We start from the raw sequence: 26,940 nt of genomic DNA, 5'->3' as shown, positions 1-26,940 counted from the left end.
CAGTCGAAATGACACACAATTCGTTTTTTACGCTTCCGCCAATTTATTTAGAAATTCCAGGCGAACGCTTCCGTCTTCGTCTATTTTCGTCAGATTAATTTCCTGTAAGGTATTCACTAATTCCGGATTCCAGGGTGTTTTTACTTTTACGTAATTTTCGGTAAAACCGTGAATGTAACCTTCTTTATTTTCACTTTCAAACAAAACAGTCCTGTTCGTTCCTATTTGGCTTTCATAAAAAGCACGACGTTTTTTGACTGATAAACCACGTAACATTTTACTGCGTTTTGCTCTTACGTTTGCAGGAACAATTCCGGGCATATTTGCGGCTTCGGTATTATCTCTTTCCGAATAGGTAAATACGTGTAAATAGGAAATATCCATTTCATTCAGGAAATGGTACGTTTCTAAAAAGTGCTCATCCGTTTCACCGGGGAAACCAACGATAACATCTACACCAATACAGGCATGTGGCATTACTTCGCGAATTTTATTGACACGTTCTGTATAAACTTCACGTAAATAACGGCGTTTCATCAACTTTAAGATATCATTGCTTCCGGATTGTAACGGAATATGAAAATGCGGAACAAAAGTTCTGCTTTTGGATACGAAATCAATTGTTTCGTTTTTCAACAGGTTAGGTTCAATGGATGAAATTCGCAAACGTTCAATTCCTTCTACTTTGTCTAAAGCCTGAACTAAATCAAGAAACGTATGTTCGTGTTTTTTATTTCCGAATTCCCCTTTTCCGTAATCACCGATATTTACTCCGGTTAAAACAATTTCTTTAATGTTCTGAGTCGATATTTCTTTTGCATTTTGCAAAACATTCTCAAGGTCATCACTTCGCGAAATTCCTCTTGCAAGTGGAATTGTGCAATACGTACATTTATAATCGCAGCCGTCCTGTACTTTCAAAAATGCACGGGTACGGTCACCGATAGAATAACTTCCCACATAAAAATCGGCTTCGGCAATTTCGCATGAGTGAACTTCACCCATATCGTTTTTGCTTAAGTCATGAATATAATCGGTAATTTTAAATTTTTCGGTCGCTCCCAAAACCAAATCAACGCCATCGACAGCTGCTAATTCTTCGGGTTTTAATTGTGCATAACACCCAACTGCGGCTACAAAAGCTTTTTGGTTAAGTTTCATTGCTTTTTTTACCACCTGCTTAAATTGCTTATCGGCATTCTCTGTAACCGAACAGGTATTGATAACATAAATGTCTGCTATTTCTTCAAAATCGACACGATCAAAACCTTCATCGTTAAAATTTCGGGCGATTGTGGAAGTTTCTGAAAAGTTCAGTTTGCAACCAAGCGTATAAAAGGCAACTTTTTTTCTATTTTCCATAGGAATACACTACGTTTTAAGTAGTAACATATTATATTTACATTCTCAATTGAGGAGTTTGCAAATTTACGTACAATATTCTTTAAAATAAAATCAATAATATACTATATATCAACATTTTGCATTAATCGAATATTTAAATTTGACATAAAAACTATAAATTGAACCCGGTAATATCTAAAATAAGTTTTATCTTTAAAAGATTATAAATCTTATTTCAATAGGAATAAAATGACAAAAACATCGATTAAATGCAAATAATATCGATTAAATGCATTTTTTTTAAAATTAAATTAAAATTTTCTTACATTTAACTTTCGAAAAAAGTGCTTTTGACCCAAAAGGTTAAGCAATTAAAAATTTAACATAAATAAATTAATTTAACAACAGATTTTCCCATAACAATTTTGATATTTTGTCGTTATGTTGTTGTTTTGTTTAATAAAAATAAAATGGGAAAGCCGAAAACCATAAAGAGTAGGCAAAAATTAAAAATTCCAAACTTATATGAAAGCATTTTTACCCACAATCTGCTTGATGTTCTTAACCATTTTCAGTTCGCAAGCGCAAACTGCTGCTGCTCCGGCTACTAATCCGTTCCCATCAATTAGTACATTAACAAGCTGGGCCAGTTTAAATTCTCAATCACAATTTGATATTGCAATTCGTGCTGTGGGGTTTAAATTTGAAGTAAAAGAACCAGGAGAAGGATCTACTGCATATACTTACATCCGCAAAGTAATGGTAAATGAAGTGAACTATACGGATAGAATTGTTTACAGAATTACCAATAATAATTCTGCAAGTATTATCTCATTAGTAACTGCTTCTACTGATTTAGTTAGTTTATACACACCGCAATTGGCAACTTTTAAAAACAACAATTGTAAAACAGAAATGTCTAAAGACAAAAACACAACCTGTACTTGTTACGAGAGTGTAAATTTTGCAATTGATCTTTGCGATGAGCGCGTAAAATTAACAATGGGTGACGGAAATAAATATTTTGTTTCTGTAGCTAAAAAATAGTTCTGAATATTTCAGAAACATAAACTTCGAGCTGTTTTCCAAATCTTTTTAAATCTTCAGGAGTAAGTTTAAAAAGATTTGGGATGCATTTCTTAGGATTTACAAGTTTGGATTTTTTAATTCGTACCAAACATCCGATTCTCCTTCATATTCAAAAGAATTTACATATTGCAACCCCAGCTTTTCTAAAATTCTTCTGGAATTCTCATTTCCGGCATTTGCATACGCATAAAGATACTCTGCTTTCATTACCTTAAAAGCATAATCTATAAAAGCCTTTCCGGCTTCCGTAGCATATCCTTTTCCCCAGTGTTTTTCGATGAAACGATAGCCTATTTCATAAAAATCTTTATGATTATTGATTTCAGTGGTTATAAATTTGATTCCCGACCAGCCCAAAAATTCATTGGTTTCTTTTAGGATAACTGCCCAACGACCTGTGCCAAAATCTTTATATTGCTGCTGAACAAACTCAATGTAAGCAAGGCTTTCACCAATATGAGTAATAGGTTTATTTCCTAAATAGGTATGCACATTTGGATTAGATTCCAATTCAAACATTCCTTCCACATCCGAAAGAAGAAATTCCCTTAAGAGTAAACGTTCCGTTTCGATTGGCTCTTTCATCAGAAATTAATTTAAAATATAACGCTGCACTACCTCAGCAACTCCGTCATTATTATTGGAAGCAACAATCAGATTGGCTCTTTCGCGTAATTCCGGGGTTACATTATCAACCCAAACGCCAAGTCCGGCATATTCAATCATCGTAAGGTCGTTTCCGGCATTTCCTACTGCAATAATTTCACTTTGTTGAATATTGAGCTTAGCCGCCAGAAGTTTCAGACTCGCCGCTTTATCGATTCCGTTTTGTGCTGCTTCCAGGAAAAAAGGTTTCGACATGGCAATACTTAAATGAGGCATTGCTATTTTTAAATCCTGCTCTACTTTTTTTAAATAAGAAGGTTCTTCCAATAAAATACATTTTACTGCCGGTCTGTTTACGGCATCCTTGAAACTTGGCACTTTACGATGTGGCAATCCTGTTATTTCTTTTTCAATTTCAATATATTCAGAATCGGTTTCACTGATAATTTCATTATCAAGATAGGTAATAATGTGCGTTTTCATCTTCACACTATAATCGTACAATTCATGGATCTGTTCGATCGTTAGCTTTTGCTCGAATAAAACAAGATCGTCTTTTACCGTACTAATAATAGCTCCGTTAAATGAAATGATAAACGAATCATTCAAATGTAATTCTAATTCTTTGGCATAAGCAGTCATTGCAGAAGTGGGACGACCGGAAGCCAAAACCACGTAAACGCCTTTTGCCTGGGCCTCAATAAGTACTTTTTTATTTAATTCCGAAATTTTATGATCGTCATTCAACAAGGTATCATCCATGTCGAGCACCAGCATTTTATATTGCATATTTCTTTAGTTTTCAGTCGCAGTCTCAGTTTTCAGTCCCAGTCTCAGTTCTCAGTCTTCGACAAATTGAGACTGAAAACTGCCTTTTAGATACTCATCCTGAAATCTTCGATAACAGGATTTGCTTTTGCAAAATCGGTTTCTTGTATAAAGACCTCTACTGCCAAATCGGTTTGTCCAAAACCACCTAATCTTGCAGATTGGATATTATCTTTTTTTGCAGTTTCTACTCCTGCTTCTTCTAATCTTTGCTGTAAGGCAATCGCTAAAACTTCACTTCCTGAAAATACCTTCATTAATCCCATAACATTTTATTTTTTATTAATTATTTTATTTTTTAATAACAGCGCTTGATTCCAACACTGTTAACTGAGACTGAGACTTATTCCTCTTCTTCAATCTGATCTTCTTCTTCGTCCAGTTCTTCTTCACCTTCTTCATCCATATCAAAAAGGTAAGGTTCCAGTAACATTTTGTCAGCCAAAATTTCGATACGTTCTGTTAATTCTTCTGCAAAAATAATACGTTGTGTTTTTGCGATACTGTTAGAAATACGCATGATTTTAGTTTCATGACGCAATTTCAGAATCGGATCTGCATCATCCAGAATAAACATTTTAAGACGGTTTACATTATAACCTGCAGTCGTAAACATATCGCTCAATTTATTTGGCGTTCCGATTAAAACATCAACTCCGGTAGAAATATAGTTTTTATCGTAGTCCATATCCCCTTTGTCATGAACACCATATACTTCAAGGTTGGTATATTTTCCGTATTTCGCAAAAAGCTCTACCATTTCCAATACCTTGGTTTTGTCTTCTACAATAATTAAAGCTCTTGGTGATTCTTCTACCTGACCCGCCAATTGCTGAATGACGTTCAAAACAATTGTCGTCGATTTTCCACTTTCTTTTGGGGAAAGAACAATACAGTCAGAACCGCTTTTTATAGTCGAAAAAGTTTCTTTCTGTAATATGTTAGGTTCTGTCAGACCGTTTTCTATTAAGGCGTCCTGTAACTTCTCGTTTATTTTTTTTAGTTTCATTTTTTTTAATGCTGTAAGCTGTAGGCTGTAGGCTATAAGCTGCTTGCCATAAGCAAATTGATTTATTATTTAATGCTATAGGCTTTAAGCTATAAGCTGTAGGCCCCATGCAATTACTTTATTTTTTTTCACTTTCTGGCTTATGGCTTACAGCCTAAAGCATATTGCCCTTTTTCTATTTTGTGGCAAACATTTTTACGTCCGTTTCTGAGATTTCGTTTCCGCCCAGAATAATAAGTCTTTCGATTACATTTCGAAGCTCACGAATATTTCCTGTCCAGTCATATTCCTGTAATAATTGTATGGCCTGCACAGAAAACACTTTGACAGCATTCCCCTGCTCCGATGCGATTTTCTCTGTAAAATGCGTAATCAAGGCCGGAATATCTTCACGTCTTTCATTTAATGGGGGAACTTTAATTAAAATCACAGCCAGTCTGTGGTATAAATCTTCACGGAAACGACCTTCGGCAATTTCTGTTTTTAAGTCTTTATTGGTCGCTGCAACCACGCGGACATCTACTTTTATATCTTTTTCGGCTCCTACTCTGGTAATCATACTTTCCTGAAGAGCCCTTAAAACCTTGGCTTGTGCCGAAAGACTCATATCGCCAATTTCATCTAAGAAAATAGTTCCTTTATCTGCTGCTTCAAATTTTCCGGCACGATCTTTCACTGCCGATGTAAAAGCACCTTTTACGTGTCCGAACAATTCACTTTCGATTAACTCACTTGGAATTGCCGCACAGTTTACTTCAATTAAAGGAAAATTAGCACGTTCGCTTTTTTCATGTAACTGATGTGCTACTAATTCTTTTCCTGTTCCGTTTGGGCCTGTAATTAAAACTCTGGCTTCGGTTGGCGCTACTTTATCAATCATTACTTTAATATGACTGATTGCCTCGCTTTCCCCCACCATTTCGTAATTCTTACTGACTTTTTTCTTCAGGATTTTATTCTCAACGACAAGTTGTTTTTTGTCTAAGGCATTACGAACCGTATTTAATAAACGGTTTAAATCCGGTGGTTTTGAAATATAATCAAAAGCCCCCAGACGCATCGTATGAATCGCCGTTTCCATATCACCGTGACCTGAAATCATAACCATCGGAATTTCCGGTTTTATTTTTTTTGTTTCTTCCAAAACATCAACTCCATCCATCTTTGGCATTTTGATATCACACAAAACCAAATCGTAGTCGTTGTTTTTTATTTTTTCAAGACCCGCAACACCATCTTCGGCTTCCTCTACCTGATACGCATCGTTTTCTTCTGATAAAATCTTCACCAAAACTCTTCTGATCGCTGCTTCGTCTTCTATAATTAGTATTTTACTCATATTTTTGAGGTTCTAAGTTGCAAAGGTTCAAAGGTACAAAGTTTAAAACCTTTGTAGCTTTGTGCCTTTGAACCTTTGTTACTGTAAGTTAATATTTAAGCCATCTGTATAATTCCTTCCAGGTTGGTTTTTTGCCGTACATTAAGATCCCGACACGGTAAATTTTTGCGGCAAACCAGACTACAAGGAAAAAGGTAGCAAACAATAATGATACCGAAATCGCAATTTGCCACCACGGCACTCCAAACGGAAGTCGCATCAGCATTACAATTGGTGAGGTTAGCGGAATCATTGAAAATACTACTGCTATAGTTCCTTGCGGATCGTTCACGACAGTGAAAAAGCCGATGTAAACACTCAAAATAAGCGGCATGATAATAGGCAAAAGAAATTGTTGAGAATCGGTCTGATTGTCAACAGCAGCTCCAATGGCGGCATAAAATGAACTGTATAAAAAATAACCTCCGATAAAATAAACCACAAAACCAATTAATATACTGGCAATTGGTAAATTCCATAATTCGGCAATATACATTTGCGCCGGTCCTGATAATTCCTGTTGTGCAGAATGCATTAGTTCCGGTGAAATTCTGGCGGTTGGCCCGACATTTACGCCAAAAAAAGCAGAAGCGGCAAACATTAATCCCAGTCCAATAATCGCCCAGATCATAAATTGTAATAATCCTGCCAGTGAAGTTCCAACGATTTTACCAATCATTAACTGAAAGGGCTTTACGGACGAAATTATGATTTCGATGATCCTGTTTGTTTTTTCTTCGATGACACTTCGCATCACCATATTTCCATAAATGATAATAAACATCATAATCAAATATCCGAATGCGCCTCCGATTCCGATTTTTATTTCGTTCAGACCTTTCAGACTTTCTTCTCCGGAAGATTTCGCCAGATGAATATTGACTTCTGCCTGTGCTTTCTGAATGGCTAAAGTATCCAGTTTAGCATGCTCCAGATTAATTTTTGTGATTTTTGACGCGATGACATCCTGTGTGTTTTCTATAAAAGAAATACTCGGACTGTTATTGGAAATATAGTCGATCCTGCTTTCCAGCTCTTTAAAATTATCGGTTTTAGGGATAATAATCAAACCACTGAAATTCTCCTTGGTGATACTGTCTTTCAGTGCTTTTACATCAATTTCAGAAAGATTGAGGTATTTATATTCTGCATCTTTCCTGTTCTGTTTTACAAAATCGCCGGCAAACAAACCTGTCTCATCATGAATCGCAATTCGTTTGGTTTCGGCTTTCATTGAACTCAGATAACCAATAAAACCGGCAATTGCCACAAACAATATCGGACTTAAAAAAGTCATGACAACAAAAGATTTATTGCGGACTTTGGCAATAAATTCTCTTTTTATAATTAATGAAATGATGCTCATTTTTTAGATTAGTTAGATTTTTAGACTTCTTAGATTGTTAGATTTTTTGCTTCCCGGATTTAGTCTAAAAATCTAAGAAGTCTAACGATCTAAAGATCTATTCCGTTACTGTTTGAATAAAAATATCGTTTACGCTTGGAATTTTCTCTACAAAATGCGTCACTTGCCCGCGTTGTGTCAGCAGATGTAATAATTCATTTGGCGTCGCATTTCCTATTTGAATATCGAGTTTTAGATCATCATTTAATGATTTAAAACTTGCCGGCGAAACGGTAAATTTCTGTGTAATATCATACATCAGGCCTTCGACATTGCTCGTCAGTATTCCAACTTCGAAACTATTTGTTTTGAACTTACGCTTAACATCGACCAATTTCCCTTCGATTAACTTATTTGATTTATGAATTAAAGCAATATGATCACAAAGTTCTTCAACACTTTCCATTCGATGCGTTGAGAAAATAATGGTGGCGCCCTGCTCTTTCAAAGCTAAAATTTCATCCTTAATAACATTGGCATTAACAGGGTCAAAACCTGAAAAGGGTTCATCAAAAATCAGCAATTTAGGTTTATGAAGTACACAAACCACAAACTGAATTTTCTGTGCCATTCCTTTCGAAAGCTCCTGAATCTTTTTGTTCCACCAGCCCTGAATTCCTAAGCGGTCAAACCAGTATTCCAATTGTATTTTGGCTTCGGCTTTAGAAAGTCCTTTCATTTGGGCGAGGTACAAACATTGCTCCCCCACTTTCATGGAAGTATACAAACCTCTTTCCTCAGGAAGATAACCAATAGTCTGTACGTGTTTGGGCTGCAGTCTTTCTCCGTCCAGAATTACTTCACCACTATCGGGCAGTGTAATTTGGTTGATGATTCGGATAAGAGATGTTTTTCCAGCTCCATTAGGACCTAATAGTCCATAAATACTGCCTTTGGGCACATTTAATGAAACTTCGTTAAGCGCTACATAATCACCGTATTGTTTTACGACTTTATGTACTTCGAGTAAGTTGCTCATGCTGTTTTCAGGATTTTCTGCGTCAATTAGATCTTTTGTGGTCTTCGTGTGTAAAAGTAAATAATTCGAAGCGAATCTGCGTATTAATACGCAAAAAACCCATCCTAATATTTACATTGGGATGGGTTTTATATGTATTTAAACATTTTGAAAAAAAAGTGTCGTTATGAAAACATATCTTTTACTTTTTCAAAAAATGATTTTTCTGATTTTTCAGGATTTGGAACAAAGTGTTCGTCATTTAAAGCATTTTCAAAAAATTGTTTTTGCTCTTTGTTCAACGTTTTTGGCGTCCACACATTTACGTGAACCAGTAAATCACCACTTCCGTAACCGTTTATACTTGGAATACCTTTTCCTTTTAATCTTAAAATTTTTCCGGATTGGATACCTTCTTCCAGTTTAATACGAACTTTTCCGTTGATTGCTTCAATATCTTTGGAAACTCCAAGAACCGCTTCAGGGAAACTGATATATAAGTCAAAGTGAACGTTCTCACCTTCACGTTTCAGGAATTCGTGCTCTAGTTCTTCAATCGCAACAATTAAATCTCCCGGAATACTGTTCCCCGGAGCATCGTTTCCTTTGTTGGAAACTTTAAGCTGCATTCCGTCTACAACACCAGCAGGAATTTTGATTGAAACGGTTTCGTCTTCCTGCACCATTCCCTGTGCATCTGCTTCAGATGGTCTTTTATCTAAAATCTGGCCGGAACCTCCACAAGTAGGACAAGTTGACGCAGACTGCATTCTTCCTAAAATAGTGTTGGTCACACGCATTACCTGCCCCTGACCATTACAGGTCGAACACGTTTTATAGGTAACGCCTTTGGCCTGAACCTTACGTTTTACTTTTACTTTTTTCTCAACACCATTTGCAATCTCTTCTAAAGTCAATTTCACTTTAATTCTAAGATTACTTCCTTTAGCACGACGAGGGCCACCTCCGCCTCCGCTGAATCCACCAAATCCACCTCCAAAAATATCACCAAACTGGCTGAAAATGTCATCCATATTCATACCACCATGACCACCGCCAAATCCTCCGGAACCATCAAATGCCTGATGTCCGTATTGATCGTATTTCGCTTTTTTGTTCGGATCACTTAAAACTTCATAGGCTTCTGCCGCCAGTTTAAAGTTTTCTTCTGCCTCTTTGTCGCCCGGATTTTTATCAGGGTGATATTTCAATGCACTTTTTCGATATGCTTTTTTAATTTCGGCAGCGTCAGCATTTTTTGAAATGCCAAGTATTTCGTAAAAATCTTTTTTCATAATTTAGGTTAAATTCCAAATCAAAAATTCCAAATTCCAATACTTAAAAAATTGACTTTCAGAATATTGTCTGTATTTTTTTTAGTTTCCGATAACCACTTTAGGGAAACGAATAATTTTGTCTCCTAATTTGTATCCTTTTTCGATTACATCAACAATTTTACCTTTAAGCTTATCAGAAGGTGCAGGGATTTGCGTAATGGCTTCAGCAAAATCAGCATTAAAAGCATCACCTGCTCTAACTTCAACCTGCTCTAAACCTTTAGCTACTAAAGTACTTTTCAGTTTGTCATGAATTAACTCTACTCCTTTTAATAAGATTTCGTCATCAGACTTATTGATTTCTACAATAGCTCTGTCAAAATCATCCAAAACAGGAAGCATTGCCAGCAAAACTTCTTGGTTGGCTGTTTTAAATAAATCAATTCGTTCTTTTGAAGTTCTTTTTTTGTAATTTTCAAAATCGGCAAATAATCTCAAGAACTTATCTTTTTCTTTTGCCAAGTCCTGAGCCAATTGCTCTTCAACACTTAATTCTTCAACAATTAACTGCTCACCGTTGGCATTGTTCTCTAACGTTACGTCATCTAATTCCTGATCGAACTCTGTATTTTCCGTAGTCATATTACTTTTATTTTTAAAAATATTTTTAAACTTCATTTTTTATTCTTTGTGTTGGATTGCAAAAGTACTGCCAAATGTTTTAAAATGTCAAATTGTCACTTTATTAAAATGCAATCCTTTAAAAAACTAAAAAACAGCGCTGGAAAATTTAGTATAATTTTAAGACTATTACGTTTTAGTTTGAACTATATTTGGATTCCAAATTGTAACTATAGTATTACTATCAAAATTGAATTTAAGGGTTGGCCTCGGCTTCATAAATAATTATTAATTCAAGTTTACCTTATATTAAAAAAATCTTCGCCTATTTTCAGACGAAGCTTTTTTTTTATGCTTTTTGAGAAAAAAAAATTTACCGCAAAGAACGGTAAGTTTTTTACTTTTAACTTTATAAAAATCTTTGGGTTCTTTGCGGTAAAAAAATTGCACGGGCGGAGGGATTCGAACCCCCATCAACGGTTTTGGAGACCGCTATTCTACCCTTGAACTACGCCCGTAACTAGGCCGCAAATTAAAAGTATTTTTTCTTCCCCGGCAACTATTTCAGGCAGATTTAAAGCGTTTTTTCTTTTGTTTATCGTTCGCCACGAATTCCACAAATTGGCACGAATTATTATTTCAGCGTAACTAGTTCGTAAACTGATTAATGGCTTAAATAAAAAAGTAAAATTTTATAAAAATTGATTTTACAACATTTAAAATTTGTGAAAATTTGTGCAATTCGTGGCAAAAAAAATCTTTTTAATCTGTAAAATCAGTGGCAAAAAAAACTTCACAACTCAAAACTAGCCTAACAAAGCGTTTTTCAATCCTTCAAAGTCAACTGAAATTTGTTCGCCTGAAACCAGATTTTTAAGCGAGTACAAATTAGCCGCAATTTCCTGATCGCCTGCAATGACTGCAAAAGGGATCATACGTTTGTCAGCGTATTGAAACTGTTTCCCGACTTTTACATTGTCAGGATACAATTCTACTTTTATATTTTCTTTTCTCAGTTTCTGAATCGCCTGTGAAGCATACAAAGCTTCCGCATCACCATAATTGACAAACAACGCTTTAGAAGTTGCTGCAACGGTTTCCGGGAACAATTGAAGTTCTTCCAAAACCAGGTAAATACGATCTAATCCGAAGGAAATTCCAACACCACTCATATTTTTCAAACCAAAAATACCGGTTAAGTCATCGTATCTTCCGCCGCCGCCGATAGAACCAATCGAAACTGTTTTAGGTGCTGCCACTTCAAAAATGGCTCCGGTATAATAATTTAATCCACGGGCCAGGGTCACATCAAGATCCAAAGTTGCGGTTGACAATCCTAAAGTAGCCACATTGTCACATATAAACTTCAATTCTTCCACTCCTTTCATTCCTTCTTCCGATGAAACCAGTAAAGTGGAAAGCTGATTGATTTTATCTGCAAAAGTCCCGCTAAAACTAAAAAGCGGCTGCACTTTTACTAGTGCTTCCTCAGAAATACCTTTTTCGATCATTTCTTTTTTCACACCGTCTTCACCGATTTTATCCAGCTTATCTAAAGCTACGGTAAAATCGATTAATTTATCCGAAGCTCCAATTACTTCCGCGATTCCGGATAATATTTTTCTGTTATTGATTTTTATGGTAACGCCTTCCAGACCTAAAGCGGTAAAAACGGTATCATACAACTGAACCAGTTCTACTTCCTGCCATAAAGACTTTGAACCGACAACATCGGCATCACACTGAAAAAACTCTCTGTAACGGCCTTTCTGCGGACGGTCGGCTCTCCATACCGGTTGAATCTGATATCTTTTAAAAGGAAATTCAATTTCATTCTGATGCTGCACCACATATCGCGCAAACGGAACTGTCAGGTCGTAACGCAACGCTTTTTCGGATATTTTTCCGGTAAACTTATTCAGTTCAATTCTTTGGCTAAGATCGATTGTTTCAGCAGAATTCAATTGCAATTGCTCCAGGGATTCAGGCAATTCGATTTTTGTCTTATTGAAGAAAAAATTACCGGAATTCAAAATCTTAAAAATCAGGCGATCCCCTTCTTCACCATATTTACCCATTAAGGTATCTGAATTCTCAAAGGAAGGTGTTTCGATAGGCTGAAAACCAAATTTCTCAAAATTGTTTTTTATAACCTGAATGATATATTGACGTTTTGACACCTCTGCAGGCGAAAAATCTCTTGTTCCTTGTGGTATAGTTGGTTTTGAAGCCATTTTTTTAGATTTTTAGATTTTTGGATGATTCGATTTTTCTTTAAAATCTGAAACTAAACTTCCTGGATTATTGCATTTTTTTAGATTTTTAGATTTCTCTCTAATTCTAAATCGAGTGCAAATATCTTATTTTTTAAAATAAATAATGCCAGTTCGAAAACAAACTTGTAACAAAAAACGTATTTTCGTGACAAATTGTTCATGATGCTAAAATTATTCAAAGAAAATATCCGGATTGCGTTTGGTTCCATCAAAACACAATTATTACGTACCATTCTTACCGTTTTAATTATCGCTATCGGAATTACGGCTTTGGTTGGAATCCTGACAGTAGTTACGGCTTTGGAAAATACCATTTCGACCAATTTTGCCTCAATGGGGGCCAATACTTTCAATATTAATCAATACGAAAACACGGTTAAAAATCGTGGAGGTAATGAACGTGAAGTCATCAATCCGATTATTTCCTATCCTGAGGCTGTAGCTTTTAAAAACAAATACAAATATCCTTTTTCGGAAACATCCCTTTCCTTTACAGCGACTTCAAAAGCAGAAGTAAAATATTCAGATCAGAAAACAGATCCGGAAATTAGCATTTTAGGGGTCGACGAGCATTTTATAAGCAATTCCGGTTTAGAAATTAGTTCGGGACGCAGTTTCAATCAGTTCGATATTGAGAACAATACGTATTCCTGTATTGTAGGATCTGATTTTGAAAAAGGTTTACTGAAAGATATCAATCCGATTGATAAAATAATCTCCATTCGCGGAGCCCGTTTTAAAGTTATCGGAGTTTTAAAAGAAAAAGGATCCACATTTGGAAACAGTCAGGATTTACGTGTTTTAATTCCGATTCAGGTAGCGCGTTCTTTGTTTACGGCACCTAATATTAATTACACCATGAGTGTCATGGTTTCCAAAAAAGAACTTTTAGACGAAGCCGTTGACAACGCTACGAGTACTATGCGAAGAGTACGCAAATTAAGTCCGGTTCGTGACAATAATTTTGGTATTGGCCGCAGTGATGATTTAATTAACCGAATTCTTGGAATAACGAAATACTTAGGCTGGGCGTCCTGGATCATCAGCATCATTACCATTTTAGGGTCATCAATTGCTTTAATGAATATCATGATTGTTTCGGTTACAGAACGTACACGTGAAATTGGAGTCCGAAAAGCTCTTGGTGCTAAGAGAATAACAGTTGCCACTCAGTTCTTTATCGAAACATTATTAATTGGTCAGCTTGGTGGACTAGTAGGAATTGTGCTGGGGATTTTAGTTGGTTTTGCCTTTTCATCCGCAATGGGCTTTGCTTTTGTAATTCCGTGGATGGCCATTTTTGCCGCTTTTGCAACAAGTTTTATGGTCGCCATTGTTTCCGGGTTATATCCCGCTGTCAAAGCTTCGAAACTGGACCCTATTGAAGCGTTACGTTATGAGTAACTTTTTATAGTTTCCAGTCTCAGTGAACAGTCTCAGTGAACAGTCTCAGTGAACAGTTATTTCAGTGCACTGCGACTGAGACTGAAAACTGAGACTAAAAAACTAAAGACTCCCCTTCATCATTCTGTCGTTGTCATAAATATCTCTGCGCAATTCAATATTCCTGAAGTTCATTGATTCAAGTAAACTATTCATCTCTTTACCCAGGTATTGATTAATTTCAAAAAACAACTGTCCGTTTTCTAAAAGGTTCTTTTGAGCCAAAGCAGCAATTTTTTTGTAAAAAATCAATGCGTTATTATCTTCCACAAAAAGCGCCAAATGAGGCTCGTAATCCAGAACATTCTTTTTTATTTCTTCTTTTTCCAAATTCCGTACATAAGGCGGATTGGATACAATAATATCAAAATTCCAGTCCAGCATCTCGAGTTCTAAAATGTTCTTAAACATAAAAGTGACTTCAACATTATTATTTATGGCATTTCTTCTGGCTGTTTCAAGCGCTTTCTTCGAAATATCTATCGCGTAAACTTCTGCATTTGGGAGATTTTTTGCCAGAGAAATAGCAATACACCCGCTTCCCGTTCCGATATCTAAAATTTTTAAACGTTTAGACTTGTCGATTCCTCCATTTTCATTAATAATCCATTCGACCAATTCTTCCGTTTCCGGCCTTGGAATCAAAACATTTTCGTTTACTTCGAAATCCATTCCGTAGAAATTCGTTTTCCCCAATAAATACTGAATTGGAACTTCTTTTTTTAATTCCTCTAAAATTGAACTCCAATACACTAAATCAGCTATACTAAAATTTAACTCATGATTGAGTGCCAGGTCAATTTGACGCAGTTTGTGTTTGCTTTCTAAAATTAAATAGAAAAAGCTCTCCGCTTCATATGCATCATAAAAAGGCGATAATTCCTGTATAAACTGAGTCCGATATTGTTTGATTCTCATTTTGTTTTTTTGAGCATTAATTTTAAGCGAAATCCGGATGCATTCTACAATAAGTACGACACCAACAAAAAATGTTACACTCTGTCGTGTAAATCTTTCAGCATCCAGACAGGGCAAGAACTATGCCCGGTACATCCCATCGGGGCATCTAAATATTCAAAACCTGATTTTTTATATAATTTTTGAGCGGCATGCATAAAGGGCATGGTTTCAATATAACACTTCTTAAAACCAAAATCCCTGGCCTGCTGCAAACATTTTTCCATCATAACACTTCCGATTCCCAAACCGCGGGTTTCAGGCAAAAAATACATTTTTTGCAATTCACAAATTTCAGCTGATCCATTTTCTAAAGGTGCGATTCCGGCACAACCGACAATTCGGCCTTCATTTTCCACTACAAGGTAAACAGATTGCGGTTTATTATATTCTTCAAACATTAAATCCAGATACGGGTCCTCATAAGCTGTTCCTGTTTTCGGAATTTCCATTTCGTCAAAAACAGCTCTTATTAATTTAGCAACGGCCTGATTGTCTTCCTTTTCAATTCTTCTGATACTCCAATTTTCCATTTTCTTTATTCGTCTTATAACTACAAAAGTAAAAATACTTTTCCGATAGTTTTCTTAACTGGACGGTAAACTCAAAAATAACTACTTTTGCAGGGTGAAGATAGAGGAGAAATACATAAAACGCTGCATTGAGCTGGCCAAAAATGGCTTTGGAACAACCTATCCCAATCCAATGGTTGGCAGTGTAATTGTTTACGAAGGCCGGATTATTGGAGAAGGCTGGCATAAAAAAGCCGGAGAACCGCATGCGGAGGTTAACGCGATTCGATCTGTAAAAGATAAATCGTTATTAAAAAAGGCAACTATTTACGTGAGCTTAGAACCTTGCAGCCATTTTGGAAAAACACCGCCGTGTTGTGATTTAATAATTGAACATAAAATTCCCAATGTCGTAGTCGGAACTGTTGATCCAAATGAAAAAGTGGCAGGAAGAGGGATCAGAAAAATTATAGAAGCCGGAGCGAATGTTACCGTTGGCGTTCTGGAAGAAGATTGCAACGAACTCAACAAACGCTTTTTTACTTTTCATCAAAAAAAACGGCCTTACATTATCCTCAAATGGGCCGAAACCGAGGATGGCTTTTTAGCACCTGAAAAAACAGAACAGCAGGACCGAAAACCGATTTGGATTACCAACACGTATTCCAGGCAATTGGTACACAAATGGAGAAGTGAGGAACAAGCGATTATGGTCGGAACACAAACCGTTATTGACGACAATCCGAAATTGAATGTTCGCGATTGGAGCGGCAATAATCCGGTTAGGGTTGTGCTGGATCAGAATAGCCGAATTTCTAAAGACAGTTTTATTTTTGACAACAGTGTTAAAACGATTGTAATTACAAAATCTGAAATTGTCAGCGAAAAAGAAAATCTTAACTTTGCAGTAATTGATTTTAATCAAAATATAATTCCGCAAATTTTGGACGTTTTATATCAAAATCAAATACAATCTATACTAATCGAAGGTGGCTTGCAGACTTTGCAAACTTTTATAGATCAGAATAGTTGGGATGAAGCAAGAATTTTCAAGGGAAAAAGTTTGTTCGAAAAAGGAACAAAAGCTCCTGTTTTATCCGGGAAAATTTCAGGCAAAATCAATATCGAAAACGACGAACTAATACAAATTAGAAATCATGATTGATACTATAATTTTTGACTTTGGTGATATCTTTATCAATTTAGACAAACAGGCTACTATTTCAGGATTCCGGAAATTAGGATTGAAAGAATGGAGTACTGAATTGGATCGTCTGAATCTTTTATTTGAAACGGGTGATATTTCGCACGATGACTTTATTGAAGGTTTCCAAAAAGAACTTCCGAATGCTTCAAAAGAAGAAATCCTGGAAGCATGGAATGCTGTTCTGGCTGATTTTCCGTTATACCGATTAGAATTTCTGCAAATGCTTTCTAAAAAGTACCGATTGTTTTTATTGAGTAATACGGATTCCATTCATATTGAAACTTTCGAACACAAAAGCGGCATTTCCTTTTACAGCGATTTTTACCAGTGTTTTGAAAAAGTTTATTTTTCATTTGAAATTGGAAAACGAAAACCAAATGCTGATGCGTTTCAATATTTAATCAACAAACACGAGTTATCTCCAAAACGAACTTTGTTTGTAGACGACAAAAAAGAAAACACGGATTCGGCTGCTGCTTTGGGTTTCCAAGTATGGAACTTACAGGTAGGAAAAGAAGATGTTGTGGACTTGTTTGACAAACACCTGTTATAGCAAGTCTTTATTTTTGCCACAGATTTAAAGATTAAAAGGATTCTTTGTTGATCGTTAATTTGTTTAGCCAATACTCTGTGTAAATCCTTTAATCTCTGGCAAAAAAATATTTAGCTGTTTTTTTACGCTAACTAATTAGCCAGCTATTAAAAATAATTTATAAAATTTACTTTTGGAATACAACGACACCTATAAAACCATAGCTTTTGAATCAGAAGAAGTACTTTTTAAAGAAAAAGGCAGTAAATTCTTTGGCTATGCCTTTTCTATTGAACATGAAGATGAAGTAAAACCCATAATTGAAACTTTAAAAAAACAGCATCCGCACGCCGTACATTTTTGTTACGCGTATCAATTGGGCGTAGCTCCAAAAATTTCTTATCGCGCCAATGATGACGGGGAACCCGGCAACACCGCAGGCGCTCCAATCTACGGGCAGATACAATCTTTTGGACTGACTAATATCCTTGTTGTGGTTGTCAGGATCTTTGGCGGAGTCAAATTGGGTGTTGGCGGATTGATTACCGCTTACAAAACCACAGCTCAAATGACACTTGAAGTTTGTGAGATTGTCGAAAAAACAATCGATATTCCGTTTTTAATCTCTTTTGATTACAAAAACATGAATAAGGTAATGCGCGTTATTAAAGAAAAAAAACTGGATATCATTTCTCAGGAAATGGAAATTGATCAAAATTCAGGCTTGCCAATTGGCAAAATAACTATAAAAACACGAAAAAAAAATGCCGAAACAGTATTCGGCATTTTTGATTTAATGTTTGAAATTGACATCAAAATCATATAAATTGATATAAAAACCATTCCATTTTTAACAATTATACTAAGGTTTTAAACAGCTCCAAAATATAATCCGGAGGGGCAGTCGGCCGACCTGATTTTAACGAAATAAATACTAAAATAAACACCGCAGTTGTTAATAACTCGCCTGCTTCATTATAGATCTCGCAGTCGAATTCAATCTTAACAGAAGATTGGCTTTTGAAAGTGGTATGAATCGTTAACAGTTCATCATAACGTGCCGATTTTTTGTAATTAATCTGCATGGAAACAATTGGCAATCCAATTCCGCTTTCTTCCATGATTTTATAGGAAATCCCTTTGTCTCTAAGCCATTCCACCCGTCCTATCTCAAAATAAGGAACATAATTTCCGTGATATACGACTCCCATTTGGTCTGTTTCAGAGTAGCGAACCCGCACTTGAGTTTGATGATTTTTCATTATCTATATATTAAAAAAATTTAGTTTTTAAAAGTCTCCTTACAACATTTTTTTATAAAATTAGAGCCCAATTTATTTTTTTTTACAGAAATTTGTTCACATATTTGTTATCCCGAAATTCGGAATAAAATCGCTCCTTTTTTATTAGGAGAATCTTTATCAATAATAAAAAATTTATTTGAATCTATGACTAAAACTGCTCAATCGGTATGGGAAAACTGTTTGTCCTTTATAAAAGACAATATTCAAGATCAAGCCTATAAAACTTGGTTCGAACCAATCAAATCAGTTGAGCTAACCGACAACGCGTTATATATTCAAGTACCAAGTAAATTTTTCTACGAATGGTTAGAAGAACACTACGTTAAATTATTGAAAGTTGCGCTTACCAAAGAACTGGGAAAAAACGCAAAGTTACTCTATAAAATCAAAATGGAAAACACTTATGGTAATAAACAGCCGTTTACCGAACAGCTGCCTAGTGCCAACAGAGTGCCGATGAAACTACAAGAGGTTGATGCGCCGTTTAAAAACTTAAATCCCGAACTTAAAAATCCGTTTGTAATTCCCGGAATCAGAAATTTAAAAATTGAGTCACAATTAAACGCGAACTACAGTTTTGACAATTTCCTTGAAGGAGATTCCAATCGTTTAGCACGTTCCGCAGGTATGGCAGTTGCCAACAAACCCGGAGGAACTTCGTTTAACCCATTATTGATTTTTGGTGGAGTTGGTTTGGGAAAAACACACTTAGCGCATGCAATTGGTGTTGAAGTAAAAGACAAATACCCTGAAAAAACGGTTTTATATATTTCAGCCGAAATTTTCACACAACAATATATTGACTCGGTAAAAAAGAATAATCGTAATGATTTCATTCACTTTTACCAATTGATCGATGTTTTAATTATTGATGATGTTCAGTTTTTATCCGGAAAATCAGGAACTCAGGATGTTTTCTTCCATATTTTCAATTATTTGCATCAAAATGGAAAACAGGTAATCTTAACGTCTGACAAAGCTCCTGTTGACATGCAGGATATCGAGCAGCGTTTATTATCCCGTTTCAAATGGGGATTATCTGCTGAATTACATCAGCCCGATTATGAAACCCGTATTTCAATCTTAAAAAATATTCTGTATCGCGATGGTGTTGAAATTCCGGAAGATATTATTGAATATGTGGCTCGTAATATCAAAACCAACGTAAGAGAACTGGAAGGCGCTATTATTTCCTTAATTGCACAATCTTCTTTCAATAAAAAAGAAGTTACCATTGAGCTGGCTAAAAGCGTTGTAGAGAAATTTGTTAAAAATGTAAAGAGAGAAATCTCTATCGATTATATTCAAAAAATTGTATCTGATTATTTTCAGTTGGATATTGAAACACTTCAGTCAAAAACCAGAAAAAGACACGTCGTTCAGGCCAGACAACTGGCGATGTTTTTTGCAAAGAAATTCACTAAGGCTTCTTTGGCAAACATTGGTTCACAAATTGGAGACCGTGATCACGCTACTGTATTACATGCTTGTAAGACAGTTGACAATTTAGTTTCTACAGACAAACAATTCAAAAAATTTGTCGAAGACATCAATAAAAAACTAACGCTGTAAACGCGAGTCATGCCAGTAAAAATTTTAATGGTTTGTTTGGGTAATATTTGCAGATCACCTTTAGCCGAAGGTATTTTAGCATCAAAATTACCTCAGGGTAAATTTATTGTTGATTCGGCCGGAACAGGATCGTGGCATATAGGTCATGCTCCCGACAAACGTTCGATTGCAGTCGCTCAGAAAAACGGATTATGCATTGACAATCAAAAAGGAAGACAGTTTAAAACTGCTGACTTTGAAGAATTTGATTATATCTATGTTATGGATAACTCCAATTACCGCGATGTTATTCATCTGGCCAAAACTCCGGAGCACAAAAATAAAGTCTACCTTATTTTAAACGAATTATTTCCGAATGAAAATGTAGACGTACCGGATCCGTATTTTGGAGCAGCAAATGGTTTTGATACTGTATACCAAATGTTAGATGAAGTTGCCGAAATCATTTCCGAAAAACTAATCAAAACACATCCTTAATTAATTCTTTTCATCTTTTTCCTAAAGAAATCGTGAAAAGAAATTTCTATTTTTACAAAATCCGTTTTATCACTTAAAAAAACGCACATGAAACTTCCGGGAAAACTATATTTAATTCCAACCACAATGGGCGAAAGCGACCCAATGGATGTTTTGCCACAAACTGTAAAAAGAAGCATCGAACTTATCGATTATTATATTGTTGAAAACGACAAAACGGCCCGAAAATCAATAAAAGCCGTTTATCCTGAAAAGAAGCAATCAGAACTGGTGCTCTTTACCCTTAATAAACGTACTGAACCAAGCGAGCATTTAGACTTCATCAAACCTTTATTAGAAGGAAAAAACATGGGCTTAATGAGTGAAGCCGGATGTCCCGGAGTTGCAGATCCCGGAGCAGTAATCGTTAAGCTTGCCCATGAAAAAGGAATTCAGGTAATTCCTCTGGTTGGACCTTCGTCTATTTTATTGGCGATGATGGCTTCCGGAATGAACGGTCAAAGTTTTACATTCAATGGCTATTTACCCATTGACAAAGACGAGAAAAAATCAGCGTTAAAGTATTTTGAAAAATTATCCCAGGATAAAAATCAGTCTCAGCTTTTTATTGAAACTCCGTATAGAAATAACAAATTGGTCGAAGACATTTTGCAGATTCTAAATCCTGCCACACATCTTTGTATCGCGACAGATATAACATTGCCAACCGAATTCATCAAAACCCTGAGAGTTTCTGACTGGAAAAAATTGAAAGTTGATTTGCACAATCGACCAACTATTTTTATTATTCATAAAATGTAAACTAACTTAAAACCATCTGTAATGAAAAAGTTTCTATTCCTGATTTTGATTTGTTTTGCACAATTTACATTTTCACAAACGACAAAAGAACGTGGAAAACCTGCTGTAGAGACAACAAATACTGCAGCAAATGAGAATCTCATTTATGCTACTAACGGAATAGATGTAAAACCTGAATTTCCGGGCGGCAGTATTGAATTCACCAACTTTCTGGAAAAGAATTTTATAAAACCCGCAGACAAACCAACATTAAAAGGGAAAATCCATTTTACTTTTATTATCGAAAAAGATGGCTCCTTAAGTGACATCAAAATATTAAGGGATCTTGGTTTCAAAACAGGAGACGAAGCGATTCGTGTTTTAAAATTAGCTCCAAAATGGAATCCCGGCAAACAAAATGGCAAAGAAGTCCGAACTTTAAATGGCGGTTCTATCACTATCAAATAAGCCTCTCTCCTATTTCACTCACAAGTTTTCAACCCATAAACTTTTCCATGAGTAAACTTCCAAACGTCGGTACCAGTATTTTTACGGTCATGTCAAAAATGGCAAATGAATACAATGCCATAAATCTTTCGCAGGGATTTCCTAATTTTCCTGTTGATGAAAGGCTAACAGCTATTCTGGCAAAATTAACCAAAGAAAATGTACATCAATACACACCAATGGCCGGTTTTCCGCCATTGATGCATGAGATTGCAAAATTAGTTCAGAATTCTTATAACAGAACGATTGAACCTGAAACCGAAATTCTGGTTACAGCCGGAGCTACTCAGGGAATTTTTACCACGATTTTGGCTTTAGTAAAAACCGGTGACGAAGTTATTATTTTAGATCCGAGTTACGATTCCTATGAATCTCCCGTTCTTCTTTGTAATGCAAAACCGGTTCGGGTAGCTTTAAACGACGATTATACGCCCAATTGGGAAACAATCGAAAAAGCCTGCTCGTCAAAAACAAAAATGATTATCATCAATAATCCGCATAATCCAACGGGGAAAATTTTGACAGCAGCTGATTTTATGCAACTGGAAAAATTACTTTCAAAATATCCTGAAATTCTGGTATTATCAGATGAAGTTTACGAATATATCACTTTCGAAGAAAAACACATTTCGGCCCATACCAAAGATTTCCTTTTGGATCGCTGTATCATGGTTTCTTCTTTTGGAAAATCATTTCACATTACAGGCTGGAAAATTGGTTACACTGTTGCCCCGGAATATCTGATGAAAGAAATCAAAAAAGTACATCAGTTTTTGGTTTTTAGTGTCAACAGTATTTCGCAGGCTGCCATCAGCCAATATTTAGAGATTGTTGATGTAAACCTGCTGGGAAAATTCTATCAGGAAAAACGAAATTACTTTCAAAAACTGCTTCAAAACAGCCGATTCGAATTGAAACCATGTGAAGGAACTTATTTTCAGGTGGCTTCTTATGCGAATATTTCAAATGAAGACGATGTGACGTTCTGTAAAAAACTAATCACCAATCATGGTGTTGCTGCGATTCCCATTTCTACTTTTTACTCCGACCATAAAGATCAGAAATTAATCCGTTTTTGCTTTGCCAAAGACGATTTTACCCTAGAATCTGCTGCTAAAAAATTAGGTAATATATAAAGTTTATCAAAATTTTATAACATTATTATGCGTGCATCCTATTTATTTATTTAATATTGTAATAAAAAGAAAAAAATATGAGCTATACAGATAAAATGTTAAGAGATGACGCTTTAAAGGGTAAAGTCATTGTCGTTACAGGCGGCGGAAGTGGTTTAGGGAAAGCAATGACTAAATATTTCTTAGAATTAGGAGCTCAGGTAGCGATTACTTCCAGGGACTTAGAGAAGCTAAAAACTACTGCTGCTGAGCTGGAAAGTGAAACTGGCGGGCAATGTTTACCGGTTCAGTGTGATGTCCGTCATTATGAAGAAGTAGAAAACATGCTTCAGGAAGTTTTGAAAACTTTTGGTAAAGTAGATGTTCTTTTGAACAATGCAGCCGGAAATTTCATTTCACCAACAGAGCGATTATCTGCAAATGCATTTGATACTGTTATAGATATCGTACTTAAAGGTTCTAAAAACTGTACACTCGCTTTTGGTAAACACTGGATTGACACCAAACAGACATCAGCTACCATTCTGAATATTGTTACCACTTATGCCTGGACCGGTTCTGCATACGTAGTACCAAGTGCAACTGCAAAAGCTGGAGTTTTGGCCATGACAAGAAGTCTTGCTGTAGAATGGGCAAAATACGGAATCCGTTCTAACGCAATTGCTCCAGGGCCATTCCCGACAAAAGGTGCATGGGACAGATTACTGCCCGGAGATTTAGCCGAAAAATTCGATATGGCCAAAAAAGTGCCATTGAAACGTGTAGGTGATCATCAGGAGCTGGCCAATCTGGCTGCTTATCTGGTTTCTGATTTTTCTGCTTATGTAAACGGTGACGTGATTACAATTGACGGTGGTGAATGGCTGAAAGGCGCAGGACAATTCAATTTATTGGAAGCAATTCCCGAAGAACTTTGGGATCAGCTTGAAATGATGATAAAAGCAAAAAAGAATAAGTAAATAAATAATGTGCTTACTAAATTCAGAATATTTCAAAAAACTATACTGATTGCACTAAATCCCGACGGTTCTTCTGTCGGGATTTTTTTTATTTTTTTACCATATAAGTAATATAAGTTCAATGAAGTATTCCTTTCTTTAAATATCCGACTGCTTACATTTACTTATATTACTTATATGGTTTAAATACATAATATGTTACACAATCCACTTAAATTATTATTTTTGCCAAACAAATATATAACAACAAATTTATGCTCATTATTGGACTTGCAGGAGGAACAGGAAGTGGAAAAACAACAGTAGTACACCAAATCATGAACGAATTACCGGACACAGAAGTGGGGGTAATTTCACAGGATTCGTACTATAAGGAAACCACTAATCTATCATTTGACGAAAGAGCATTAATTAATTTTGATCATCCGCGTGCTATAGATTTTGACTTATTGGTAAAACATTTAAAAGCGCTAAAAGCGGGAGAAACAATTGATCAGCCCGTATATTCCTTTATACAACACAACAGAACCGACGATACCGTTTCTACACATCCCAGAAAAGTAATGATTGTTGAAGGGATTTTAATTTTAACAAATCCGGAACTTCGGGATCTTTTTGATATTAAAATATTCGTTCACGCTGATTCTGATGAAAGATTAATCCGTCGTTTGAAACGTGATATTTCAGAACGAGGACGTGATATAGATGAAGTCCTGACACGTTACCAGAACACCTTAAAACCTATGCATGAGCAATTTATAGAGCCATCAAAAGGTTTTGCAGACATCATTATACCAAACGATAAATACAATACCGTTGCCATTGATGTAGTCCGGGCAGTAATAAATCAGAGAATTTCATAATTTTTATTGTAAATTTATTCCATAATTCCGATAGCTTTCAGGACCCGCTTTCGCCTTTATCTTTTTAGGTCCACAGTGGCAAAAGGATATCGGCTCTATCGGGGCTAAAAAGACCAGTCAAACCATAAAGAAATAATCGTTTAAAGTGAAAATTAAATTAACAAATCCGTATAAAGGCAAATCCTGGTTCAGATTCCTGGGCAATAAATATGTTTGGGTATTACTGTTTTTTGTCGTTTGGATGTTATTTTTAGACAACTATTCCTATTTTGATCATCGCTTTTTAGACAATCAGATCAACGGACTCGAAGACAATAAAAAATACTATCAGGAGGAAATTAAAAAAGATCAGGAACAAATCAAACAACTGAAAAATCCGGAACAGATAGAAAAATATGCCCGCGAAAAGTACTTTATGAAAAAAGACAGCGAAGACATATACATCATTCAATTTGAAGGAGACACCATTCAAGATACTAAAGAATAATCAGAAAAAAGCACCAAATGGCGACTACCCTATTCGACGATTTTAGTCCAATTTCATCCAAACAGTGGAAACAAAAGATTCAGTTTGAACTTGATGGAGCTGATTATAACGAAACTGTAATCTGGCATTCCCCTGAAGATATTCAGGTAAAACCATTTTACCACAGAGACGAATTCTCGAAAACAGCTGCCGTACAGACAAAAGCTGCCGATTTTAAAATCTGTCAGAACATCTTTGTTTATGATATTGAAAAATCAATTCAAAGAGCTCTAAATACTATCGAAAGAGGCGCTGAAAGTCTTCGTTTTACCATTGAAAACGAAAAAACCGATGTTCAGCAATTGTTAGAAAATCTTCCTTTGGAAAACAGGATCGTATACTTTAATTTGAAATTTATTTCAATCGATTTCGTAAAAATATTAGACACTATTTCAATTCAGAAAAAGAGTGCTTTTTATTGTAATTTCGATCCGATTGGCCACTTTGCAAGAGAAGGAAACTGGTTTACCACATCAGACAAAAATAATTTTGAAACTATTGCTTTAATTTCAAAATCAACTACAAATCTATCGTTAATTAGTATCGATTCAGGTTTATATCAAAATGCCGGTGCTAATATTACGCAACAAATCGCTTACAGTTTAGCACATGCTAATGAATATTTGAACCGTTTACCTACTCTTCCGAAACAAATCGTTTTTGAGGTTTCCGTGGGAACCAATTATTTCTTTGAAATTGCGAAACTTCGTGCCTTACGAATGCTTTTTAAATTAATTGCCAACGAGTACAATGCGGAATTAGACTGTCATTTGTTGGTTACCCCGACAAAACGCAACAAAACGATTTATGATTACAATGTCAACATGCTTCGTACAACAACCGAATGCATGTCGGCAATTCTTGGCGGTGCAGATGCCGTTGCCAATTTACCTTATGACTCTTTATACCACAAAGACAATGAATTTGGAGATCGGATTGCCAGAAATCAACTGTTGGTTTTAAAGCATGAGAGTTATTTTGACAAGGTAAATAATCCTGCGGACGGAAGTTATTATATTGAAAGTTTAACGATGCAGCTGGCGGAGAAAAGTTTAAAACTATTCAAAGATATCGAAGCCGATGGAGGTTTTCTGAAGCTTCTAAACGACGGAACCATTAAAAAGAAAATTCAGGAAAGCGCCAATAAAGAGCAGGAATTATTCGATTCAAGAAAAGAAGTTTTGCTGGGAACGAATAAATATCCAAATAAAGACGACAAAATGAAACATGATTTAGAACTGTTTCCTTTCGTAAAAATAAAGCCCAGAAAAACATTAATTACACCAATTATAGAAAAAAGATTAGCTGAAAAACTGGAACAGGAACGTTTAGAATTAGAATAATCATTTTTCAAAGTAATTAGTAACACTGCTC

Annotated in this window: 28 protein-coding genes and 1 tRNA gene; 14 read left to right on the top strand and 15 right to left on the bottom strand. The window is 35.6% G+C overall.

Annotated features, from left to right (window positions below; translation table 11 throughout):
• Window positions 1-27 precede the first annotated feature (27 nt).
• Window positions 28-1,362, bottom strand: coding sequence for a tRNA (N(6)-L-threonylcarbamoyladenosine(37)-C(2))-methylthiotransferase MtaB (mtaB, locus tag HAV12_RS05855; protein ID WP_171568837.1), 1,335 nt, complete (start codon window positions 1,360-1,362; stop codon window positions 28-30).
• A 507-nt stretch (window positions 1,363-1,869) separates the two neighbouring features.
• On the opposite strand from mtaB, the gene HAV12_RS05850 reads away from it, so the two are divergent.
• Complete coding sequence (locus HAV12_RS05850) at window positions 1,870-2,391, top strand: hypothetical protein (protein WP_132038086.1); 522 nt, start codon at window positions 1,870-1,872, stop codon at window positions 2,389-2,391.
• 99 nt (window positions 2,392-2,490) lie between these two features.
• Here HAV12_RS05850 and HAV12_RS05845 read toward each other — a convergent pair whose 3' ends face one another.
• The 11 genes from HAV12_RS05845 to hisS all read right to left on the bottom strand — a co-directional run bounded on the left by HAV12_RS05845 (window position 2,491) and on the right by hisS (window position 12,749).
• Window positions 2,491-3,018, bottom strand: a complete 528-nt coding sequence (locus HAV12_RS05845) for a GNAT family N-acetyltransferase (protein ID WP_171568836.1) — start codon at window positions 3,016-3,018, stop codon at window positions 2,491-2,493.
• Window positions 3,019-3,024: 6 nt separating this feature from the next.
• Window positions 3,025-3,828: a Cof-type HAD-IIB family hydrolase gene (locus HAV12_RS05840; RefSeq protein WP_171568835.1), complete on the bottom strand. Its 804-nt coding sequence runs from the start codon at window positions 3,826-3,828 to the stop codon at window positions 3,025-3,027.
• 86 nt (window positions 3,829-3,914) lie between these two features.
• Window positions 3,915-4,133, bottom strand: a complete 219-nt coding sequence (locus HAV12_RS05835; protein ID WP_132038092.1) for a putative signal transducing protein — start codon at window positions 4,131-4,133, stop codon at window positions 3,915-3,917.
• A 77-nt stretch (window positions 4,134-4,210) separates the two neighbouring features.
• The gene (locus HAV12_RS05830) at window positions 4,211-4,876 is read right to left on the bottom strand and encodes a DEAD/DEAH box helicase (RefSeq protein ID WP_132038094.1); all 666 of its coding nucleotides are present in this window, start codon (window positions 4,874-4,876) and stop codon (window positions 4,211-4,213) included.
• 175 nt (window positions 4,877-5,051) lie between these two features.
• Complete coding sequence (locus HAV12_RS05825) at window positions 5,052-6,215, bottom strand: sigma-54 dependent transcriptional regulator (protein ID WP_171568834.1); 1,164 nt, start codon at window positions 6,213-6,215, stop codon at window positions 5,052-5,054.
• A gap of 88 nt (window positions 6,216-6,303) precedes the next feature.
• Window positions 6,304-7,620, bottom strand: a complete 1,317-nt coding sequence (locus tag HAV12_RS05820; protein ID WP_171568833.1) for an ABC transporter permease — start codon at window positions 7,618-7,620, stop codon at window positions 6,304-6,306.
• 97 nt (window positions 7,621-7,717) lie between these two features.
• Window positions 7,718-8,638, bottom strand: coding sequence for an ABC transporter ATP-binding protein (locus HAV12_RS05815; RefSeq protein ID WP_171568832.1), 921 nt, complete (start codon window positions 8,636-8,638; stop codon window positions 7,718-7,720).
• Between the two features lie 164 nt (window positions 8,639-8,802).
• Complete coding sequence (dnaJ, locus tag HAV12_RS05810; RefSeq protein ID WP_132038098.1) at window positions 8,803-9,912, bottom strand: molecular chaperone DnaJ; 1,110 nt, start codon at window positions 9,910-9,912, stop codon at window positions 8,803-8,805.
• Window positions 9,913-9,993: 81 nt separating this feature from the next.
• Window positions 9,994-10,572 carry a nucleotide exchange factor GrpE gene (locus HAV12_RS05805; protein WP_171568831.1) on the bottom strand — a complete coding sequence of 193 codons (579 nt, stop codon included), beginning with the start codon at window positions 10,570-10,572 and terminating at the stop codon, window positions 9,994-9,996.
• A 390-nt stretch (window positions 10,573-10,962) separates the two neighbouring features.
• Window positions 10,963-11,033, bottom strand: a tRNA-Trp gene (locus HAV12_RS05800).
• Between the two features lie 288 nt (window positions 11,034-11,321).
• Complete coding sequence (gene hisS, locus HAV12_RS05795) at window positions 11,322-12,749, bottom strand: histidine--tRNA ligase (RefSeq protein ID WP_171568830.1); 1,428 nt, start codon at window positions 12,747-12,749, stop codon at window positions 11,322-11,324.
• A 201-nt stretch (window positions 12,750-12,950) separates the two neighbouring features.
• Between hisS and HAV12_RS05790 the strand changes: the two genes are divergently transcribed.
• On the top strand, window positions 12,951-14,195 hold the full coding sequence (locus HAV12_RS05790) for an ABC transporter permease (RefSeq protein ID WP_132038101.1): 1,245 nt from the start codon (window positions 12,951-12,953) through the stop codon (window positions 14,193-14,195).
• Between the two features lie 102 nt (window positions 14,196-14,297).
• On the opposite strand, the gene prmC is transcribed toward HAV12_RS05790, so the two are convergent.
• Both prmC and HAV12_RS05780 read right to left on the bottom strand, forming a co-directional pair.
• Entirely contained in the window at window positions 14,298-15,152 is an 855-nt protein-coding gene (gene prmC, locus HAV12_RS05785; protein ID WP_171568829.1) for a peptide chain release factor N(5)-glutamine methyltransferase, read from the bottom strand.
• A gap of 74 nt (window positions 15,153-15,226) precedes the next feature.
• Entirely contained in the window at window positions 15,227-15,724 is a 498-nt protein-coding gene (locus HAV12_RS05780) for a GNAT family N-acetyltransferase (RefSeq protein ID WP_171568828.1), read from the bottom strand.
• A 94-nt stretch (window positions 15,725-15,818) separates the two neighbouring features.
• On the opposite strand from HAV12_RS05780, the gene ribD reads away from it, so the two are divergent.
• The 3 genes from ribD to HAV12_RS05765 all read left to right on the top strand — a co-directional run bounded on the left by ribD (window position 15,819) and on the right by HAV12_RS05765 (window position 18,268).
• Window positions 15,819-16,868: a bifunctional diaminohydroxyphosphoribosylaminopyrimidine deaminase/5-amino-6-(5-phosphoribosylamino)uracil reductase RibD gene (ribD, locus tag HAV12_RS05775; RefSeq protein ID WP_171568827.1), complete on the top strand. Its 1,050-nt coding sequence runs from the start codon at window positions 15,819-15,821 to the stop codon at window positions 16,866-16,868.
• Window positions 16,861-17,463, top strand: a complete 603-nt coding sequence (locus tag HAV12_RS05770; protein WP_171568826.1) for an HAD family phosphatase — start codon at window positions 16,861-16,863, stop codon at window positions 17,461-17,463. The genes ribD and HAV12_RS05770 overlap by 8 nt, the downstream gene beginning before the upstream one ends.
• A gap of 172 nt (window positions 17,464-17,635) precedes the next feature.
• The gene (locus HAV12_RS05765) at window positions 17,636-18,268 is read left to right on the top strand and encodes a YigZ family protein (protein WP_171568825.1); all 633 of its coding nucleotides are present in this window, start codon (window positions 17,636-17,638) and stop codon (window positions 18,266-18,268) included.
• A gap of 31 nt (window positions 18,269-18,299) precedes the next feature.
• Here the strand turns inward: HAV12_RS05765 and HAV12_RS05760 are convergent, their stop codons facing one another.
• Window positions 18,300-18,704: a thioesterase family protein gene (locus tag HAV12_RS05760; RefSeq protein ID WP_132038107.1), complete on the bottom strand. Its 405-nt coding sequence runs from the start codon at window positions 18,702-18,704 to the stop codon at window positions 18,300-18,302.
• 186 nt (window positions 18,705-18,890) lie between these two features.
• Here HAV12_RS05760 and dnaA point away from each other — a divergent pair, with 186 nt between their 5' ends.
• The 9 genes from dnaA (at window position 18,891) to HAV12_RS05715 (ending at window position 26,909) form a co-directional block, all read left to right on the top strand.
• Window positions 18,891-20,318, top strand: coding sequence for a chromosomal replication initiator protein DnaA (gene dnaA / locus HAV12_RS05755; RefSeq protein WP_171568824.1), 1,428 nt, complete (start codon window positions 18,891-18,893; stop codon window positions 20,316-20,318).
• Window positions 20,319-20,327: 9 nt separating this feature from the next.
• Window positions 20,328-20,795, top strand: coding sequence for a low molecular weight protein-tyrosine-phosphatase (locus tag HAV12_RS05750; protein WP_171568823.1), 468 nt, complete (start codon window positions 20,328-20,330; stop codon window positions 20,793-20,795).
• Window positions 20,796-20,882: 87 nt separating this feature from the next.
• Window positions 20,883-21,596 carry an SAM-dependent methyltransferase gene (locus HAV12_RS05745; RefSeq protein ID WP_171568822.1) on the top strand — a complete coding sequence of 238 codons (714 nt, stop codon included), beginning with the start codon at window positions 20,883-20,885 and terminating at the stop codon, window positions 21,594-21,596.
• A gap of 21 nt (window positions 21,597-21,617) precedes the next feature.
• A complete protein-coding gene (locus tag HAV12_RS05740; protein ID WP_171568821.1) occupies window positions 21,618-22,043 on the top strand; it encodes an energy transducer TonB in 426 nt (141 codons plus the stop codon).
• A 47-nt stretch (window positions 22,044-22,090) separates the two neighbouring features.
• Complete coding sequence (locus HAV12_RS05735; protein WP_171568820.1) at window positions 22,091-23,218, top strand: methionine aminotransferase; 1,128 nt, start codon at window positions 22,091-22,093, stop codon at window positions 23,216-23,218.
• A 77-nt stretch (window positions 23,219-23,295) separates the two neighbouring features.
• Window positions 23,296-24,177: an SDR family oxidoreductase gene (locus tag HAV12_RS05730; RefSeq protein WP_171568819.1), complete on the top strand. Its 882-nt coding sequence runs from the start codon at window positions 23,296-23,298 to the stop codon at window positions 24,175-24,177.
• A 254-nt stretch (window positions 24,178-24,431) separates the two neighbouring features.
• The gene (udk, locus tag HAV12_RS05725) at window positions 24,432-25,040 is read left to right on the top strand and encodes a uridine kinase (protein WP_132038112.1); all 609 of its coding nucleotides are present in this window, start codon (window positions 24,432-24,434) and stop codon (window positions 25,038-25,040) included.
• A 151-nt stretch (window positions 25,041-25,191) separates the two neighbouring features.
• Window positions 25,192-25,527, top strand: a complete 336-nt coding sequence (locus tag HAV12_RS05720) for a septum formation initiator family protein (RefSeq protein ID WP_132038129.1) — start codon at window positions 25,192-25,194, stop codon at window positions 25,525-25,527.
• Window positions 25,528-25,544: 17 nt separating this feature from the next.
• The gene (locus tag HAV12_RS05715) at window positions 25,545-26,909 is read left to right on the top strand and encodes a methylmalonyl-CoA mutase subunit beta (RefSeq protein ID WP_171568818.1); all 1,365 of its coding nucleotides are present in this window, start codon (window positions 25,545-25,547) and stop codon (window positions 26,907-26,909) included.
• The last annotated feature ends 31 nt before the right edge of the window (window positions 26,910-26,940 follow it).

It is taken from the genome of Flavobacterium sp. CLA17, assembly GCF_013112255.2.
In the GTDB taxonomy this organism is placed as follows: domain Bacteria; phylum Bacteroidota; class Bacteroidia; order Flavobacteriales; family Flavobacteriaceae; genus Flavobacterium; species Flavobacterium circumlabens.
Note: the sequence above shows the minus strand (reverse complement) of the source record. Positions and strands in the feature narration are given on the sequence as shown.

What these genes read in the sequence shown, in the direction of transcription:
- dnaJ (WP_132038098.1), bottom strand. Translation starts at nt 9,912, where the DNA reads ATGAAAAAAGATTTTTACGAAATACTTGGCATTTCAAAAAATGCTGAC.
- HAV12_RS05760 (WP_132038107.1), bottom strand. Translation starts at nt 18,704, where the DNA reads ATGAAAAATCATCAAACTCAAGTGCGGGTTCGCTACTCTGAAACAGAC.
- HAV12_RS05730 (WP_171568819.1), top strand. Translation starts at nt 23,296, where the DNA reads ATGAGCTATACAGATAAAATGTTAAGAGATGACGCTTTAAAGGGTAAA.
- mtaB (WP_171568837.1), bottom strand. Translation starts at nt 1,362, where the DNA reads ATGGAAAATAGAAAAAAAGTTGCCTTTTATACGCTTGGTTGCAAACTG.
- HAV12_RS05770 (WP_171568826.1), top strand. Translation starts at nt 16,861, where the DNA reads ATGATTGATACTATAATTTTTGACTTTGGTGATATCTTTATCAATTTA.
- HAV12_RS05735 (WP_171568820.1), top strand. Translation starts at nt 22,091, where the DNA reads ATGAGTAAACTTCCAAACGTCGGTACCAGTATTTTTACGGTCATGTCA.
- HAV12_RS05790 (WP_132038101.1), top strand. Translation starts at nt 12,951, where the DNA reads ATGATGCTAAAATTATTCAAAGAAAATATCCGGATTGCGTTTGGTTCC.
- HAV12_RS05845 (WP_171568836.1), bottom strand. Translation starts at nt 3,018, where the DNA reads ATGAAAGAGCCAATCGAAACGGAACGTTTACTCTTAAGGGAATTTCTT.
- hisS (WP_171568830.1), bottom strand. Translation starts at nt 12,749, where the DNA reads ATGGCTTCAAAACCAACTATACCACAAGGAACAAGAGATTTTTCGCCT.
- HAV12_RS05820 (WP_171568833.1), bottom strand. Translation starts at nt 7,620, where the DNA reads ATGAGCATCATTTCATTAATTATAAAAAGAGAATTTATTGCCAAAGTC.
- HAV12_RS05805 (WP_171568831.1), bottom strand. Translation starts at nt 10,572, where the DNA reads ATGAAGTTTAAAAATATTTTTAAAAATAAAAGTAATATGACTACGGAA.
- HAV12_RS05740 (WP_171568821.1), top strand. Translation starts at nt 21,618, where the DNA reads ATGAAAAAGTTTCTATTCCTGATTTTGATTTGTTTTGCACAATTTACA.
- dnaA (WP_171568824.1), top strand. Translation starts at nt 18,891, where the DNA reads ATGACTAAAACTGCTCAATCGGTATGGGAAAACTGTTTGTCCTTTATA.
- HAV12_RS05750 (WP_171568823.1), top strand. Translation starts at nt 20,328, where the DNA reads ATGCCAGTAAAAATTTTAATGGTTTGTTTGGGTAATATTTGCAGATCA.
- HAV12_RS05835 (WP_132038092.1), bottom strand. Translation starts at nt 4,133, where the DNA reads ATGGGATTAATGAAGGTATTTTCAGGAAGTGAAGTTTTAGCGATTGCC.
- prmC (WP_171568829.1), bottom strand. Translation starts at nt 15,152, where the DNA reads ATGAGAATCAAACAATATCGGACTCAGTTTATACAGGAATTATCGCCT.
- HAV12_RS05745 (WP_171568822.1), top strand. Translation starts at nt 20,883, where the DNA reads ATGAAACTTCCGGGAAAACTATATTTAATTCCAACCACAATGGGCGAA.
- HAV12_RS05830 (WP_132038094.1), bottom strand. Translation starts at nt 4,876, where the DNA reads ATGAAACTAAAAAAAATAAACGAGAAGTTACAGGACGCCTTAATAGAA.
- HAV12_RS05825 (WP_171568834.1), bottom strand. Translation starts at nt 6,215, where the DNA reads ATGAGTAAAATACTAATTATAGAAGACGAAGCAGCGATCAGAAGAGTT.
- HAV12_RS05840 (WP_171568835.1), bottom strand. Translation starts at nt 3,828, where the DNA reads ATGCAATATAAAATGCTGGTGCTCGACATGGATGATACCTTGTTGAAT.
- HAV12_RS05815 (WP_171568832.1), bottom strand. Translation starts at nt 8,638, where the DNA reads ATGAGCAACTTACTCGAAGTACATAAAGTCGTAAAACAATACGGTGAT.
- HAV12_RS05780 (WP_171568828.1), bottom strand. Translation starts at nt 15,724, where the DNA reads ATGGAAAATTGGAGTATCAGAAGAATTGAAAAGGAAGACAATCAGGCC.
- HAV12_RS05850 (WP_132038086.1), top strand. Translation starts at nt 1,870, where the DNA reads ATGAAAGCATTTTTACCCACAATCTGCTTGATGTTCTTAACCATTTTC.
- udk (WP_132038112.1), top strand. Translation starts at nt 24,432, where the DNA reads ATGCTCATTATTGGACTTGCAGGAGGAACAGGAAGTGGAAAAACAACA.
- HAV12_RS05715 (WP_171568818.1), top strand. Translation starts at nt 25,545, where the DNA reads ATGGCGACTACCCTATTCGACGATTTTAGTCCAATTTCATCCAAACAG.